Below are 16,151 nucleotides of genomic sequence, written 5' to 3' on the forward strand. Positions count from 1 at the left end.
GCGCTCACCTCGCCCCCAGAGCCGTCTGCAACGCCTTCAGGTTCGACCGCATGACCTGCACGTAGTCCGCGCCCTTCGACCGGTCCGTGATCCCCTCGATCGGATCCAGCACATCCGTCCGCAGCCCCGCGTCCCGGGCGATCGTCCCCGCGGTCTTGTCACTCACCAGCGTCTCGTAGAACACGGTCGTCACCCCGTCCGCCTTCGCCATCGACTCCAGCGCCCGCACCCGCTTCGCACTCGGCTCCGACTCCGGATCCAGACCGTTGATGGCCTCCTCCGTCAGCCCGTACCGCTCCGCGAGATAGCCGAACGCCGCATGCGTCGTGATGAACGTCCTGGTCCGCGTGTGCGCCAGCCCCGCGCGGAACTCACCGTCCAGCGCCTCGAACGTCTTCCGCAGCGCCGCCGCGTTCCTCTCGTAGGCCCCGGCATGCCGCGGATCGGCCTTCTCCAGCGCCTTCGCGACCCCGTCCGCCACCTCGCCGAACCGCACCGGGTCCAGCCACACGTGCGGATCGGCCGCCCCTGCCTCCTCGCCCGCGCTGTGGTCGTGCTCGGCCGCATGGCCGCCGACCTCGTTGCCGTGCTTCTCCAGCGTCGTCAACGACCCCGCGTCGATCTTCGTGCCCACCCCGGACTGCGCCACCGCCTCGTCCACGGCCGGCTGGAGGTTCTTCAGATAGAGGACGGCGTCCGCCTCCTGCAGCCGCGCGGTCTGCCGCGCGCTGATCTCCAGGTCGTGCGGCTCCTGGCCGGGCTGCGTCAGGTTCGTCACGTTCACATGCGACCCGCCGATCTCCTCGGCCAGGTACTGCAGCGGATAGAACGACGCCACCACGTCGAGCTTCCCCGCGCCCTTGTTGTCGGCCGCCGCCGAACCGGAACAACCCGACAGGGTCCCGAGCCCGAGGGCGGTGGCCAGCACCGCGGCGGACCCGGCTATGAGGCGTCGTCGTACGTTCATGACAGTCATTTTCAACAAAGATGGAAACGATTGTCAATACTCCTGCCGTCCGCCCCCCGGGACCACCCCGCCGCACACCGGCCGACCCCGCCCCCACCCGCGCACAACCCCCACCGAAAACACACGTCAAGCGGATGTAACCCCCCACAAGACGCCCACTCCACGAACCGATTTGATACAGAGGTGGGCCACGCCGGTAACCTGAAGCATTCGCTGCCGTCCGTCCGTAATGAAGAGAGCACCGTGGCCGCCGACAAGATCGACACCATCGTCAGCCTGAGCAAGCGCCGTGGCTTCGTTTTCCCCAGTAGTGAGATCTACGGCGGACAGCGTGCCGCCTGGGACTACGGCCCGCTCGGCGTCGAACTCAAGGAGAACATCAAGCGCCAGTGGTGGCGCTACATGGTCACCTCGCGTGAGGACGTCGTCGGTATCGACTCATCGGTGATCCTGGCCACCGAGACCTGGGTCGCCTCCGGACACGTCGCCACCTTCTCGGACCCCCTCACCGAGTGCACCTCCTGTCACAAGCGCTACCGCGCCGACCACCTCGAAGAGGGCTACGAGGCCAAGCACGGCCGCCTCCCCGAGAACGGCCTCGCCGACATCAACTGCCCCAACTGCGGCAACAAGGGCATGTTCACCGAGCCCAAGCAGTTCTCCGGCCTCCTGAGCACCCACCTCGGCCCCACCCAGGACAGCGGCTCCATCGCCTACCTGCGCCCCGAGACCGCCCAGGGCATCTTCACCAACTTCGCCCAGGTCCAGACCACCTCCCGCCGCAAGCCCCCCTTCGGCATCGCCCAGATGGGCAAGTCCTTCCGCAACGAGATCACCCCCGGCAACTTCATCTTCCGCACCCGCGAGTTCGAACAGATGGAGATGGAGTTCTTCGTCAAGCCGGGCGAGGACGAGAAGTGGCAGGAGTACTGGATGCAGGAACGCTGGAACTGGTACACCGGCCTCGGCCTCCGCGAAGAGAACATGCGCTGGTACGAGCACGCCCAGGAGAAGCTCTCCCACTACTCCAAGCGCACCGCCGACATCGAGTACCGCTTCCAGTTCGGCGGCAACGAATGGGGCGAACTCGAAGGCGTCGCCAACCGCACCGACTACGACCTCTCCGCCCACGCCAAGGCCAGCGGCCAGGACCTCTCCTACTTCGACCAGGAGGCCGGCGAACGCTGGACCCCCTACGTCATCGAACCCGCCGCCGGCGTCGGCCGCGCCATGCTCGCCTTCCTCCTCGACGCCTACATCGAGGACGAGGCACCCAACGCCAAGGGCAAGATGGAGAAGCGCACCGTCCTGCGCCTCGACCCCCGCCTCTCACCCGTCAAGGTCGCCGTCCTCCCGCTCTCCCGCAACCCGGAACTCTCCCCCAAGGCCAAGGGCCTCGCCGCCGCACTGCGCCAGCACTGGAACATCGACTTCGACGACGCCGGCGCCATCGGCCGCCGCTACCGCCGCCAGGACGAGATCGGCACCCCCTTCTGCGTCACCGTCGACTTCGACACCCTCGACGACAACGCCGTCACCGTCCGCGAACGCGACTCCATGAAGCAGGAACGCGTCTCCCTCGACCAGATCGAGAGCTACCTCGCGGCCCGCCTCGTCGGCTGCTGACCCGGCACCACCCCCGACGAAGCCCCCGGCCCCCGACAGGACCGGGGGCTTCGCCACACCCGAACGACCCCAGTCGTGGCACCGACCGGTGAGGCACTGACGGCGGAGCGCGTCCTGGAGGCGACGGAGGAGGTGCTGCGCCGTCACGGTCCGGCGAAGGCCACGGTGGTGGACGGTGATGCGGCGGCGACGGCGCGTGCGGTGTTCGACGCGACGGGCCGGTTCCACGATCCGGCGTATGCGGGGGAGTGGGAGCGGCCGGGGGCGGAGGCGGAGTTCGTGGCGGTGGTGCGGCTGTTGTTGCGGGGGTTGCGGCGGCGGATGGGCTGAGGGTTGGTTCGTCGTCCGGTCCGGTTCCGGTGTGTCCCCGGCGGGGTGGTCTCGCCGGGGTTCAGTCGTCTCTGGGGTCGACGGTCGCCTGGTGGGCTTCGGCGAGGTGTTCCTCGGCTTTGAGCCAGGGGAGGAACTGGGCGTTCTTGCGCCAGTCGCAGGTTGCGCAGCGGAGGGTGCGCTGGACGCCGGTGCGCTGGACGTGGACGGTGTGTTCGCGGCCGTGCTGGTCCCAGCGGTTCACCTTGCTCTGGTTGATCTGCAGCATGGCACCTCCTGCGTCGCCGTTGGGTCTGGGGTAGGAGTGTGCAGCATCCGGAAGATCAACGGGGGGTGTCGGGTGGCGGGTTCGGCGGGGGCGGGGTGGGTCAGGAGGGGGCGAGGTGTCCTTCGGCGGCTTCGACGGCGGCGGTGGTGACGTTGGTCTGGTGTTGTATCTGCCGGTCCACGGGGATCCAGGTGGCGGTGAAGCTGGCGGCGTAGGCGGCGCACCAGCGGGTGATGAGGGCTTCCAGTTCCGCGCGTTGGGGTGCGGTGGTGGGGGTGGGTGCGTGGTGTTCGAGGAGGCGCAGGAGCATGGCGGTGGCGCGGAGCGGGGTGCGGCGGGCGAAGCCTTCGATGCTGGCGGTGCGGGCGCGGGTGAGGTGGGGGATGGGGGTGTAGGCGGGGTGGGTGGGGTCCCAGCTGTCGGCGAGGGGGCCGCAGACGTGGAGGGTGGTGGTGATGGCGCGGCGCAGGCTGTGGGCGGGGCCGGTGCCGGGGGGGCGGGAGGTGGGGGCGGGCGCGTTCGTAGTGGGTGCGGGCGGTGTGGGTGTGGGCGCGGAGGCGTTCGGCCCAGTGGTGGAGGTGTTGTTCGGGGGCGGGGTCGGGGGTGAGGTCGGCGAAGCGTGGGGCGGCCCAGCCGGGGACTTCGATGACGGCGGTGACGCCTCCGTAGGCGTGGGGGGCGAGCCAGGTGGAGCGGTGGGCGTTCTCGGGGAAGGCGGTGGGGCGTTCGGGTGCTCCGGGGGGTGGGAGGACGAAGACGCCGGGGGCGGTGCTGGGCCAGTGGAGGGCGTCGAGGGGGGCGTGTTCGACGGGGATGCCGAGGTGTTCGGCGGAGGTGGCGAGGGCGCGGTCGAGGCCGGGGACGTCGCGGGTGAGTTGGGCGAAGGTGCCGCCGATGTCGGTGCTGTGGAGGGAGATCTGGATGTGGGGGCGGATGCGGCGGATGACGTCGAGGAGGGCGCGGCTCTCGGGGAGGATGCGGGGGTGGGGGAGGGCAGGTGCCCATTCGGGTTGTTCGTCGGGGGCGGGGCGGAAGAAGTGGCGGTAGTGGTCGAGGAGGGTGTCGGTGTGGTGGCCGCCTTCGTTGAGGTGTGCTCCGTCGGGGTCGAGGCACAGCACGAGGTGCCAGGCGGTTCCGGGGTGTTCGCCGGCCAGTGCCCGGTGGGCCAGCGCGTGGAGGGTGCCGCCGCCGACGTATTCGTTGGGGTGGGCGCCCGCGACCACGAGGGCGTGCCGTGGGCCTCTGCCGATGCTGAGCATCCGTAGGGGGGTGCCGCGGCGGGAGTGGCCGATGGTGGTGAGCCGGCAGGTGTCGGGGTGCCGGGTGGCGAGGGCCCTGGCGGTGCGGGTGACGTCGGCGGGTGTGGGGTAGTTCAGTGTCCGGTTCCGCCGGCGCCCGCGGGGGGCGTGGGGTTCGGCGTGTGGATCGTGGTCTGCGGCACGGTGGCTCCTCGGGTCGGGGAGTGGTCGACCGGGGGTGTGCGGCCGGGCGGTCTCCGGGCGCGGTCGGGTCGACGTGAGTGCGACTCAGTACGACACGGCGGGCGGATGGTGTCAACAGGCCCTGAATGAGGGGGAGTTGGCGGCATGACGGGTGCATGTGCCGGTGGCTGTGCGGGCGGGTGCGGGTCGCCGGCGATGACCCGTGCCGCGCTTGCTCACGGTCCGGCGCGCGGGCGCGTGCGGGTCGGTCGGAAGGCTCTCGTGCCGGGTGGCCGGTGGCCGGGGGGTCGGGATGGCTGCGGGGTGTCCGGTGCGGTGCGGTGCGGCCGGGCTCAGGCGGAAGCGGTGTCCTGGGTCCTGGGGGAGGCGGGGGCCGGTTCCGTGGTGTCCGGGGTCCCCAGCAGGCGGGCCGTGCGGTCGGCGCTGCTCCGGGCCCGGCGTCCGCTGGTGAGTGCGCCGAGGACCAGGACGGCGAGGCCGCATCCGGCGATGATCCACCAGCCGGGGCGGGCGGCGGAGACGAAGGTGTCGCGGTAGGTGGAGGCGGTGACGCCGGTGGCGAGCGCGGCGCCGATCACGGCGACGCCGAGGGTGCCGCCGATCTGGCGGCTGGTGGAGGCGACGGCCGCGGCGACGCCCGCCTGGGCGCGGGGCATGCCGGAGACGGCGGTGTTGGTGATGGGGGCGTTGACGAAGCCGAAGCCGAGGCCGAAGAGGACGTAGCCGAGGACGAGGGTGGCGTTGGAGGTCTCGGCCTCGAAGGCGGCGAACAGGATGCCGCTGGCGGTCATGGCGACGCCGGCGATCAGCAGGGGCAGGCGGGGCCCGCGGTTGCCGACGAGCCGGCCGGACAGGGGTGCGCAGACGAAGCAGGGGATGGCCATGGGCAGCATCCACAGGCCCGCGTGCAGGGCGTCGAGGCCCCGGACGTTCTGCAGGTAGAGCGTCGACAGGAACAGGAAGCCGCTGAGGGCGGCGAACGCGCTGACCGCGATGACGGTGGCGCCGCTGAACGGCGCGGAGCGGAAGAAGCGCAGGTCGATGAGGGGTTCGTCGCGGCGGGGTTCGTAGCGCAGCAGGCCGAGCAGGGCGGCGAGGGCGATGGCGCCGAAGGCGAGGGTGTGGGGGGTGCCGGAGGTGGGGGCCTCGATGATCGCGTAGGTGAGAGAGCCGAGGAGCGCGATGACGAGGAGTTGGCCGACCGGGTCGGGGCGGCGGGCCCTGGGGGCGCGGGACTCGGGGACGAAGCGCAGGGTGAGGAGGAGGGCGGCGAGGCCGACGGGCAGGTTGATCCAGAAGATGGAGCGCCAGCCGACGGTGTCGACGAGGAGTCCGCCGACGAGGGGGCCCGCGGCCATGGAGATGCCGACGACCGCGCCCCACACGCCGATCGCCCGGGCGCGTTCGCGGGGGTCGGTGAAGGTGTTGGTGATGATCGACATCGCGACCGGGTTGAGCATGGAGCCGCCGACGGCCTGGATCATCCGGAAGGCGATGAGGGCGTCGAGGTCGGGGGCGAGGGAGCAGAGCACGGAGCCGAGGGTGAACAGGACCAGGCCCGCCGTGAAGACCTTGCGGCGGCCGACGCGGTCGGCGGTGGAGCCGGCGAGCATCAGCAGGGAGGCCAGCACCAGGGTGTAGGCGTCGATGGTCCACTGCATGCCGGCGACGCTCGCGTGCAGTTCCTGCTGCATCGAGGGCAGGGCGACGTTCAGGATGGTGACGTCGAGGCTGACGATGAGCAGGCTCATGCAGCAGATCGCGAGCACGAGCATGCGGTGTCGGTGGCTGAGCTCAGGCATTGCCTCAGCCTACGCCGACGTCGATAGTGTGTCTAACTAATGACCCATACATGGTCTTCCGTGCGGGCATCCGGCCCGGTACGCCACAATGGGGGAATGCCCACGCCCACCGCCACCGTGAACTCCGTGCTGCCGATCGGTCCCCACCGGGTGCAGCCGCCCGTCGTCCTCGCCCCCATGGCCGGGATCACGAACGCGCCGTTCCGCACGCTGTGCCGCGAGTTCAGCGGCGGCAAGGGGCTCTTCGTCAGCGAGATGATCACGACGCGGGCGCTGGTCGAGCGCAACGAGAAGACCATGCAGCTGATCCACTTCGACGCGACCGAGAAGCCGCGCTCGATCCAGCTGTACGGCGTCGACCCCGCGACCGTCGGCAAGGCCGTCCGCATGATCGCGGAAGAGGACCTCGCCGACCACATCGACCTGAACTTCGGCTGCCCGGTCCCCAAGGTGACCCGCAAGGGCGGCGGCTCCGCGCTGCCCTACAAGCGCAACCTGCTGCGCGCGATCCTCCGCGAGGCCGTCGCCGGCGCCGGGGACCTGCCCGTGACGATGAAGATGCGCAAGGGCATCGACGACGACCACATCACCTTCCTGGACGCCGGGCGGATCGCGGTCGAGGAGGGCGTGACCGCCATCGCCCTGCACGGCCGGACCGCCGCGCAGCACTACGGCGGCACCGCCGACTGGGACGCCATCGCCCGGCTGAAGGAGCACGTGCCGGAGATCCCCGTCCTCGGCAACGGCGACATCTGGTCGGCGGACGACGCGCTGCGGATGGTCCGCGAGACCGGCTGCGACGGCGTGGTCGTCGGCCGGGGCTGCCTCGGCCGGCCGTGGCTGTTCGGCGACCTGGTCGCCGCGTTCGAGGGCCGCGCGGAGTACGCCCGGCCCACGCTCCGCGAGGTCGCCGCCGTCATGGTCCGCCACGCCACCCTGCTCGGCGAGTGGATCGGCGACGAGGCGCGCGGCGTCATCGACTTCCGCAAGCACGTCGCCTGGTACCTGAAGGGCTTCTCCGTCGGCTCCGAGATGCGCAAGCGGCTCGCCGTCACCTCCTCGCTCGCCGAACTGTCCGACGGGCTGGCCGAGCTGGACCTCGACCAGGAGTGGCCCGCCGGCGCCGACGGGCCCCGCGGCCGCACCTCCGGCAACAACCGCGTCGTCCTGCCCGACGGCTGGCTGAAGGACCCCTACGACTGCGCCGGCGTCGGCGAGGACGCCGAACTGGACACCTCCGGCGGCTGACCCCGCCCGCCGCCCGGTGGCGCCCCGCCGGCATCCCACGGCGAGCCCGTCCTGGCCCGCCGCCCCCGCGGTACGCCCGTGCCGGCCCGGGCGGGCGACCGCCCCCGCCCGGCGCCCCGTCGCCCTCAGGCGCCGCCGACCGCCGTGAGCAGCGCGAGGGGCGTCGCCGCCGAACGGGACTCGCGGACGCAGGCGTGCGGATACGGCACGGGTTCGCCGTGGGTCCCACGGTCGTAGCCCGCGAGGACCTCGGGCAGCCGGTGGCCGGCCGCGGTCGCCGCGTCCACCAGACCGTGCGCCACCGTGCGGGCCTCGTCGTGCAGGCCGTACCGGGCGAGACCCAGCGCGATGAGCGCGTTGTCGTGCGGCCAGACCGAACCGCGGTGGTACGACATCGGGTGGTAGGCCGACTGGCCCGCGGCCAGCGTGCGCACCCCCCATCCGGAGAAGAAGTCCGGCTCCAGCAGCCGGCGGCCCACCGCCTCGCCGTACTCCTTGTCCAGCAGCCCCGACCACAGCAGGTGGCCCGCGTCCGAGGCGAGCGCGTCCACGTGCCGCCCGTCACCGTCCAGCGCCAGCGCGGGAAAGGCGTGGTCGCTCATCCAGAAGTCCCGCTGGAAGCGGTCGCGCAGGTCGGCCGCGGCCTGTTCGAGGAGCGCCGCGTACACCGCGTCGTCCCAGACGGTCCGGGCGAGCTGCGCGGTGCGGCGCAGCGCGTCGTACGCGTAGCCCTGGGCGCCCGCGGCCGTCACCGGGCCGCCGGGCCGGCTGCCGTCGGCGGAGCAGATCGCGCCGGGGGAGTCCTTCCAGTTCTGGTTGGCGAGACCGCCGCCGTCCGCCCGGTAGACGAGGTAGCCGCGGGAGGTGAGTCCGCCGTGGTCCAGCATCCAGCCGATCGCCGCGCGGGCGTGCGGCTCCAGCCGGCGTGCCAGGGCGGTGTCCCCGGTCTGCTCGGTGTACGCGCCGAGCAGCACCAGGAACAGCGGTGTGGCGTCCACCGAGCCGTAGTAGCGGCCGAACGGCACCTGCCCGAAGTGCGCGAGTTCGCCGTGCCGCACCTCGTGCACGATCTTGCCCGGCTGGGCGACCGTGTCCGCGCCCACGTCGACGGCCTGCGTCGCGGCGAGCGCGGGCAGGGTGGCGGCGGCCAGCCGGGGCCGGTAGGGCAGCGCGAACAGCGAGGTGAGCAGGGCGTCCCGGCCCAGCAGGGTCAGGAACCAGGGGACGCCGGCGGCCGGGACCCGCAGTTCCTCGCCGTCCGGGCCGCGGGCCGGGACCTGGAGCACCGCCAGGTCGGACAGGCCGCGCGCGCAGGCGGCGGCCAGCTCCGGCCAGCCGGTGGGGAAGGGCACGCCCTGCGCGAACTCGCCCTCCAGCGCGAGGAGCCGCTCGGTGGCGGCGGCGGGGGAGGCGGGCACGCTCGGCGCGTGCGCCGCCCCGTGCGGGCGGGCCGCCACGCGCAGCGCCAGCTCCGCGGAGCCGTGCGGTTCGAGATCCAGGGCCCACACCAGGCGGCGGGCGCCGGTGCCGGTCTCCTCCACGCCGTCCGGGGCGGGTTCGGAGGTGACGGTGGTGCGGGACCGCCACTCCCCGCGCCGGTAGCTGAACTCCACCCCGTCGTCGAGGACCCGGCGCTGCCGTACGACACCGGTCTTGGCGTACGTGCGGTGGTCCGAGCGCAGTTCGAACTGGTCGGTGAAGTCGGCGTCCGCGGTGACCGCGATCCGCACCGTGGTCGGTGTCGGCCGGTTGCTGGTGACGCGCAGCGCCTCCACGAACGCGCCCTCGGCGACGGCCTGTTCGCGGAAGAGCGTGTAGGCGGGCGGTTCGTTGCGGCCGCCGCGCGGCACCAGCACGCAAGCCGCGGTGTCGCCGTCCGCGACCGGGGTGAGCGCCTCGGGCACCGCCCCGTCCACGGTCAGCTGCCAGCGGCTGAGGTGCCGGGCGTCCCGGACGAACAGTCCGTCGGGCGAGCCGCCGCCCCGTACCCCGCTGATGTCCCCTGCGTCCCCCACGGCGGCGAACGTCCCGCCGTGCACGAGCAGATGCTGCCGATCCGTCATTCCCGGTCCCCTCCCTCGGCGCCCGTCCCGGCGTCGTGTGCGTGTCGTCCGGCGGTGCCGTGTGCCGCGGCCTCCGGCGCTTCCTGCCCGGCCCCGGACACCACCGGCTCCGGCCCGCCCGCGGTGTCGTGCAGCAGGTCGAGCGTCAGCGCCGCCGTCCAGCTGAAGCCGGCCGCTCCGCAGGGCGCGCCGGTGTACGGGTCGACGTACTCGGCGAACCCGGACTCCCCGGCGGTGTCCAGCAGGGCGGTGCGCAGCGCGTCCGCCCGCCGGTGCTCGCCGTGCAGGCGCAGCCCGCGCTCCAGCAGCCAGTTGGTGTTGAACCAGGCGGGCCCGCGCCAGTACCGGTGCGGGTCGAAGGCGTCGCCGGTCAGGTCGTAGCTGGGCGCGAGCCGGGTGCCGGCGCCGAGTCCGAAGTGCGGCCCGCCCGCCGTCCTCACGAGCGTGGCGGCGATGTCGCGCGGCAGCGCGGGCAGGATCAGCGGCAGCAGGCCGGCGACGCTGCGCTCGGGGATCGGCCCGGCGCCCCGGCCGTCCGGGCCGCCGCGCCCGTCGCGGCAGAGGAACAGGCCCCGCGCCGGGTCCCACAGCCGGTCCACCAGCACCGCCGTCAGCCGCTCGGCGCGGGCGTGGCGTGCGGTGCCGGCCGCGCCGAGTTCCCGGGCGATCTCGGCGAGCGCGTGCTCGGAGGCGATGAGCAGGGCGTTGAAGGCCGGGTCCTCGACGGCGAACTCGCCGCCCCCGTCGGCGTATCCGCGGTCCCGGTAGTCGGCCGCCAGCCGCACGTAGCGTCCGTAGTCGAGGTCGGTGGGCCGGTCCTCGGGGGAGCCGTGGTCGAGGTCGGCGCGCCGGAAGGAGCGGGCCGGGGCCGGTGTCACGCGGCCGAGCGGGACGTCCCAGCAGGGGCTGTTGTCCATGCCCTGCTCCCAGGGGTGGACGACGCCGGCGAGGCCGCCGCCGCCGAGGTCGCGCCGGTGCAGGAGGTAGCGGTGCCAGGCCGCCAGCCGGGGGTAGGCCCGGGAGAGGAATCCGCGGGCCCGTGACAGGCCGGGGTCGGCCCGGTGCACCAGCCACACCGCGAGCGCGTGGACCGGTGGCTGCACGATGCCGGAGGTCTGTACGGTGCGCGGGGCGCCCGCGGCGCGGCCCGCGGTCGAGGAGCGCCAGAAGTCCGGGCTCGGGAAGTAGGCGTCGAGGGGGACGGCGGGGTTGAACACGATGTGCGGGACGCGCCCGTCCGCCCACTGCGCGCCCAGCAGGGTCTCCAGTTCCGTCTGCGCCCGCAGCGGCGACAGGTGGCGCAGCCCGATCGCGATGAACGCCGAGTCCCACGACCACTGGTGCGGGTACAGGCCGCGGGAGGGCACGGTGGACGTTCCCGTCCAGTTGCCGTTCAGCACCCGGGACGCCCTGAGGTGCAGGGAACCCGCCGCGGTCGCGGGATCGTATACGGCGGGTCCGGTCCGGGCGACGCCCTGCGGACGCGGCGCGGCGGGCGGTCCCGCGGCGTGCTGGGGAGTGCCGGTGGGGCGCAGGGGGGCGATGAGGCCTCTGCGCAGGGCGGTGAGCCGGGTTGTGCTGTCCACTCAGGTCTCCCCGAAGACGTCCGTCCGACCAGTTCGGCACCACGTGCCGTAGGGTTACGTCTATTTAACACGCAAAACTCAATATGTAATGCAGAGTTGGGGAACGCAAGGGGGTGCGCATGACGGGAAGGGCGGTGAGGGCCGTGAAGGCCGGGAACCAGGCGAGCGCCGGAGAGCTGCTGGAACTGGTGCGCAGCGGCCGGGCGACCACGCGCGGAGCGCTCCAGCAGGCCACCGGTCTGTCCCGGGCGACCGTCGGCCAGCGCCTCGACCGGCTGTTCCGTGCCGGATGGCTGCGCGAGGGCGCCGGCGGCCCGGTCGCGTCGCCGCTCGGCGGCCGGCCGTCCATCACGCTGGAGTTCGACGACGAGCACGCCGTGGTCCTGGCCGCCGACCTGGACACCCGGCACGGCCGGGCCGCCGTGCTCACCCTGACCGGGGAGATCCTCGCCGAGCGCGCGGGTCTCCTGGTGATCGACGACGGGCCCGAGGCGGTGCTCGGCGAACTCGGGCGCTGGTTCGCGGAGCTGGTGGAGACGTCCGGGCGGGGGGCCGGGGCGGTCTGCGGCATCGGGCTCGCGGTGCCCGGCCCGGTGGACCGGGACAGCGGCCGGGTGGTGCAGCCGCCGATCATGCCCGGCTGGGACGGCTACGACATCCGGGGCCGGCTGGGCCGCGCCTTCGCCGAGCACGTGGGCACCGGCCCCGGCGCCCGCGTCCCGGTGCTGGTCGACAACGACGCCAACCTGATGGCCTACGGGGAGCAGCGCACCGCCCACCCCGACTGCTCGGCGTTCGCCCTGGTCAAGGTCTCCACCGGGATCGGCGCCGGCGTGGTCGTCGACGGCGCGATCTACCGCGGGATCGACGGCGGGGCCGGCGACATAGGGCACATCCGGGTGGGCGCCGACGCGCTGTGCCGGTGCGGTTCGCACGGCTGTCTGGCGGCCGTGGCGAGCGGCGGCGCGGTGGCCCGGCGGCTCGCGGAGGCGGGCGTGCCGGCCGCATCCGGCTCCGACGTGCGCGACCTGCTGGCGGCCGGACACCCCGAGGCGACGGCGCTGGCCCGGGAGGCCGGCCGGCAGGTGGGCGACGTCCTGGCCACGGTGGTGACGCTCCTGAACCCCGGGGTGCTGATGATCGCCGGGGACCTGGCCGGAACACCGTTCCTCACCGGCGTGCGGGAACTGCTCTACCAGCGGGCGCTGCCCCGCTCCACGGCCCACCTGGAGGTGGTGACCTCCGCGCTGGGCGACCGGGCCGCCCTGGTGGGGGCGGGGGCGCTGGTCGTGGAGCACCTGTACGCCCCGGAGCGGGTGGAGGAGCGGCTCACCGCGCTCGGGGTGTGACGGGCGGGCGCCGTGTCCCGATCGCGGTCCGCATGATGAAATCCGGCTGCTCCGCGGTGCGTGATTCTCGCCACCCTTGATAGGGGTATTGCTCAGATGAGCGGATCTTGGGAGACTGCATTTCCCTAAGGGGTGGCACTCAGTGCCACCCTCTGATCGTTCATCGATTAAACTCAGGCGTGATGCGAGGCGCTCAGATGAGCGCACCAGGTGGTCTCGGGGCCTTGCCGCCTTCAAGAAGTGAAAACACTCGGCCGAGATGGCTTGCCAAGCTTTGACTTTCGATCTGGTGGCGGACGGGTGGTTACAGGCTCATGACGCACAAGTGGACGTACCCAGGCGCCTTCGATCTGGGTATGTTCCCCCTCGTCAGGGCAGCCACCGCGACGTCGAGGAGTCGAGACTCGTGTCGGAAAACAAAGATCCCCACGTAGCTGAGAACGGCGACAGCGGCGTCGGCGGGACGAAGTTCGTTTACGACTTCACCGAGGGCAACAAGGAACTCAAGGACCTTCTCGGAGGCAAGGGTGCCAACCTCGCCGAGATGACCAACCTGGGTCTTCCCGTCCCTCCCGGCTTCACCATCACCACCGAGGCGTGCAAGACGTACCTCGACAGCGGTGAGGAGCCGGCGGCACTGCGTGACGAGGTGAGTGCGCACCTCGACGCCCTCGAGGCCGTCATGGGCAAGAAGCTCGGCCAGGCCGACGACCCCCTGCTGGTGTCGGTCCGCTCCGGGGCCAAGTTCTCCATGCCGGGCATGATGGACACCGTCCTCAACATCGGCCTCTCCGACACCTCCGTCCAGGGCCTCGCGAAGCAGGCCGGCGACGACCGCTTCGCCTGGGACTCCTACCGCCGGCTCATCCAGATGTTCGGCAAGACCGTCCTCGGCGTCGACGGGGACCTCTTCGAGGAGGCGCTGGAGGCGGCGAAGCACCTCAAGAAGGTCGCCGTCGACACCGACCTCGAAGCGGCCGACCTGAAGAAGCTCGTCACCAGGTTCAAGAAGATCGTCAAGGCCGAGGCCGGCCGGGACTTCCCGCAGGACCCGCGCGAGCAGATGGACCTCGCCATCCACGCGGTCTTCGACTCCTGGAACACCGAGCGCGCCAAGCTCTACCGCCGCCAGGAGCGCATCCCGCACGACCTCGGCACCGCCGTGAACGTCTGCTCGATGGTCTTCGGCAACCTCGGCCCCGACTCCGGCACCGGCGTCGCCTTCACCCGCGACCCCGCCTCCGGCCACCAGGGCGTCTACGGCGACTACCTCCAGAACGCCCAGGGCGAGGACGTCGTCGCCGGCATCCGCAACACGGTCGCGCTCGCCGAGCTGGAGTCGATCGACAAGAAGTCGTACGACCAGCTCATGCAGATCATGGAGACCCTGGAGAACCACTACAAGGATCTCTGCGACATCGAGTTCACCATCGAGCGCGGCCAGCTGTGGATGCTCCAGACCCGCGTCGGCAAGCGCACCGCGGGCGCGGCCTTCCGGATCGCCACCCAGCTCGTGGACCAGGGACTCATCGACGAGGCCGAGGCCCTCCAGCGCGTGACGGGCGCCCAGCTCGCCCAGCTGATGTTCCCCCGCTTCGACGAGGACGCGAAGGTCCAGCAGGTCGGCCGCGGCATCGCCGCGTCGCCGGGCGCCGCGGTCGGCAAGGCGGTCTTCGACTCGTACACCGCGGTGAAGTGGTCCCGTTCCGGCGAGAAGGTCATCCTCGTCCGCCGTGAGACGAACCCCGACGACCTCGACGGCATGATCGCGGCCGAGGGCATCCTGACCTCGCGCGGCGGCAAGACCTCACACGCCGCCGTCGTCGCGCGCGGCATGGGCAAGACCTGTGTCTGCGGCGCCGAGGAGCTGGAGGTCGACACCAAGCGGCGCCGGATGACCGTGCCCGGCGGGCAGGTCGTCGAGGAGGGCGACCTCATCTCGATCGACGGCTCCAGCGGCAAGGTGTACCTCGGTGAGGTCCCCGTCGTCCCCTCGCCGGTCGTCGAGTACTTCGAGGGCCGGATGCACGCGGGCGCCGACGACGCCGACGAACTGGTCCAGGCGGTCCACCGGATCATGGCCTTCGCCGACCGCAAGCGCAGCCTGCGCGTACGCGCCAACGCCGACAACGCCGAGGACGCGTTGCGCGCCCGCCGTTTCGGCGCCCAGGGCATCGGCCTGTGCCGCACCGAGCACATGTTCCTCGGCGACCGTCGCGAACTGGTCGAGCGTCTGATCCTGGCGGACACCGACGCCGAGCGCGAGGAGTCGCTGAAGGCGCTCCTGCCGCTCCAGAAGCAGGACTTCGTGGAGCTGTTCTCGGCGATGGACGGCCTCCCGGTGACGGTCCGCCTGCTGGACCCGCCGCTGCACGAGTTCCTGCCCGACATCACGGAGCTGTCGGTGCGCGTCGCGCTCGCCGAGTCCCGCAAGGACGCCAACGAGAACGACCTGCGCCTGCTCCAGGCGGTGCACCGCCTGCACGAGGCGAACCCGATGCTCGGCCTGCGCGGCGTCCGCCTCGGCCTGGTCATCCCCGGCCTGTTCACCATGCAGGTCCGGGCCATCGCCGAGGCCGCCGCCGAACGCCGCAACGCCAAGGGCGACCCCCGCGCGGAGATCATGATCCCGCTCGTCGGCACCGTCCAGGAGCTGGAGATCGTCCGCGAGGAGGCCGACCAGGTCATCGCCGAGGTCGAGGCCGCCACCGGCGTCCACCTGAAGCTGGCCATCGGCACGATGATCGAACTCCCGCGCGCCGCGCTGACCGCCGGCCAGATCGCCGAGGCCGCCGAGTTCTTCTCCTTCGGCACCAACGACCTCACCCAGACCGTGTGGGGCTTCAGCCGCGACGACGTGGAGGCCTCCTTCTTCACCGCCTACCTGGAGAAGGGCATCTTCGGCGTCAGCCCCTTCGAGACGATCGACAAGGACGGCGTCGGCTCCCTGGTGAAGTCCGCGGTCGAGGCCGGGCGCGCCACCCGCCCCGACCTCAAGCTCGGCGTCTGCGGCGAGCACGGCGGCGACCCCGAGTCCGTCCACTTCTTCCACGAGGTCGGACTCGACTACGTCTCCTGCTCCCCCTTCCGCATCCCCGTCGCCCGCCTGGAAGCGGGCCGCGCGGCCTCCACCTCCCAGGGCAGCGACCACCGCTGAAAAGCCCCGGAGCCCCGCCGGCCACCCACCCTCACCGGCCGGCGCCACCTCCGGCGTCCGAAACGAAGGGGCGGCACCCTGTGCGGGGGTGCCGCCCCTTCGGGGTGGGCGGGGCTTCTCGCCCCCGACCCGGCCCGGTCCCGTCCCGCGCACGCCGCGGGTCGGGGCGCCCGCCCGGCGCCCGGCCCGGCTGCCGGAGACGGGGCCCTCCCGGATCCGGGTGCGGGGGAGGGCCCGGGAGCGCCCGGGTCCCGCGCGGCCGGGCCCGTTCGGTGCGGACGCATGTCCGGCGCAGCCGCCCCGCCCTCACCCG

At 72.4% G+C, this 16,151-nt stretch carries 11 protein-coding genes and 1 pseudogene; 5 read left to right on the forward strand and 7 right to left on the reverse strand.

What is annotated here, in order from left to right; genetic code table 11:
• Positions 1-4: 4 nt before the first annotated feature.
• Positions 5-967 carry a metal ABC transporter substrate-binding protein gene (locus ACGFS9_RS21525; protein WP_393255272.1) on the reverse strand — a complete coding sequence of 321 codons (963 nt, stop codon included), beginning with the start codon at positions 965-967 and terminating at the stop codon, positions 5-7.
• 243 nt (positions 968-1,210) lie between these two features.
• Between ACGFS9_RS21525 and ACGFS9_RS21530 the strand changes: the two genes are divergently transcribed.
• Together ACGFS9_RS21530 and ACGFS9_RS21535 are read left to right on the forward strand one after the other, a co-directional pair.
• Positions 1,211-2,593: a glycine--tRNA ligase gene (locus tag ACGFS9_RS21530; protein ID WP_393255274.1), complete on the forward strand. Its 1,383-nt coding sequence runs from the start codon at positions 1,211-1,213 to the stop codon at positions 2,591-2,593.
• A gap of 75 nt (positions 2,594-2,668) precedes the next feature.
• Positions 2,669-2,923, forward strand: a complete 255-nt coding sequence (locus tag ACGFS9_RS21535; RefSeq protein WP_393255276.1) for a hypothetical protein — start codon at positions 2,669-2,671, stop codon at positions 2,921-2,923.
• A gap of 61 nt (positions 2,924-2,984) precedes the next feature.
• Here ACGFS9_RS21535 and ACGFS9_RS21540 read toward each other — a convergent pair whose 3' ends face one another.
• From ACGFS9_RS21540 to ACGFS9_RS21555, 4 genes and pseudogenes are all read right to left on the reverse strand, one after another.
• Positions 2,985-3,191, reverse strand: coding sequence for a hypothetical protein (locus tag ACGFS9_RS21540; RefSeq protein WP_393255278.1), 207 nt, complete (start codon positions 3,189-3,191; stop codon positions 2,985-2,987).
• A 100-nt stretch (positions 3,192-3,291) separates the two neighbouring features.
• Positions 3,292-3,501, reverse strand: a complete 210-nt coding sequence (locus ACGFS9_RS21545; protein WP_393255279.1) for a hypothetical protein — start codon at positions 3,499-3,501, stop codon at positions 3,292-3,294.
• Between the two features lie 652 nt (positions 3,502-4,153).
• Positions 4,154-4,567 (reverse strand): annotated as a pseudogene (locus tag ACGFS9_RS21550) (M14 family zinc carboxypeptidase); the annotation flags it as partial.
• 398 nt (positions 4,568-4,965) lie between these two features.
• Positions 4,966-6,435, reverse strand: coding sequence for an MFS transporter (locus ACGFS9_RS21555; RefSeq protein ID WP_393255280.1), 1,470 nt, complete (start codon positions 6,433-6,435; stop codon positions 4,966-4,968).
• Between the two features lie 96 nt (positions 6,436-6,531).
• Between ACGFS9_RS21555 and dusB the strand changes: the two genes are divergently transcribed.
• Positions 6,532-7,683: a tRNA dihydrouridine synthase DusB gene (dusB, locus tag ACGFS9_RS21560; RefSeq protein WP_393255281.1), complete on the forward strand. Its 1,152-nt coding sequence runs from the start codon at positions 6,532-6,534 to the stop codon at positions 7,681-7,683.
• Between the two features lie 125 nt (positions 7,684-7,808).
• Here the strand turns inward: dusB and ACGFS9_RS21565 are convergent, their stop codons facing one another.
• Both ACGFS9_RS21565 and ACGFS9_RS21570 read right to left on the reverse strand, forming a co-directional pair.
• Positions 7,809-9,746, reverse strand: coding sequence for a glycogen debranching N-terminal domain-containing protein (locus ACGFS9_RS21565; protein WP_393255282.1), 1,938 nt, complete (start codon positions 9,744-9,746; stop codon positions 7,809-7,811).
• Positions 9,743-11,332, reverse strand: coding sequence for a hypothetical protein (locus ACGFS9_RS21570; RefSeq protein WP_393255283.1), 1,590 nt, complete (start codon positions 11,330-11,332; stop codon positions 9,743-9,745). Before ACGFS9_RS21570 ends, ACGFS9_RS21565 begins: the two co-directional genes overlap by 4 nt.
• Before the next feature lie 119 nt (positions 11,333-11,451).
• Here ACGFS9_RS21570 and ACGFS9_RS21575 point away from each other — a divergent pair, with 119 nt between their 5' ends.
• On the forward strand, positions 11,452-12,681 hold the full coding sequence (locus ACGFS9_RS21575) for an ROK family protein (RefSeq protein WP_393255285.1): 1,230 nt from the start codon (positions 11,452-11,454) through the stop codon (positions 12,679-12,681).
• 406 nt (positions 12,682-13,087) lie between these two features.
• Complete coding sequence (ppdK, locus tag ACGFS9_RS21580) at positions 13,088-15,838, forward strand: pyruvate, phosphate dikinase (protein WP_393255287.1); 2,751 nt, start codon at positions 13,088-13,090, stop codon at positions 15,836-15,838.
• Positions 15,839-16,151 lie beyond the last annotated feature (313 nt).

This window comes from Streptomyces sp. NPDC048566 (assembly GCF_043199735.1).
Taxonomy (GTDB): Bacteria; Actinomycetota; Actinomycetes; order Streptomycetales; family Streptomycetaceae; genus Streptomyces.

Coding starts and splice junctions, on each gene's coding strand:
- ACGFS9_RS21525 (WP_393255272.1), bottom strand. CDS start 967: ATGAACGTACGACGACGCCTCATAGCCGGGTCCGCCGCGGTGCTGGCC.
- ACGFS9_RS21540 (WP_393255278.1), bottom strand. CDS start 3,191: ATGCTGCAGATCAACCAGAGCAAGGTGAACCGCTGGGACCAGCACGGC.
- ACGFS9_RS21545 (WP_393255279.1), bottom strand. CDS start 3,501: ATGCTCCTGCGCCTCCTCGAACACCACGCACCCACCCCCACCACCGCA.
- ACGFS9_RS21555 (WP_393255280.1), bottom strand. CDS start 6,435: ATGCCTGAGCTCAGCCACCGACACCGCATGCTCGTGCTCGCGATCTGC.
- dusB (WP_393255281.1), top strand. CDS start 6,532: ATGCCCACGCCCACCGCCACCGTGAACTCCGTGCTGCCGATCGGTCCC.
- ACGFS9_RS21565 (WP_393255282.1), bottom strand. CDS start 9,746: ATGACGGATCGGCAGCATCTGCTCGTGCACGGCGGGACGTTCGCCGCC.
- ACGFS9_RS21575 (WP_393255285.1), top strand. CDS start 11,452: ATGACGGGAAGGGCGGTGAGGGCCGTGAAGGCCGGGAACCAGGCGAGC.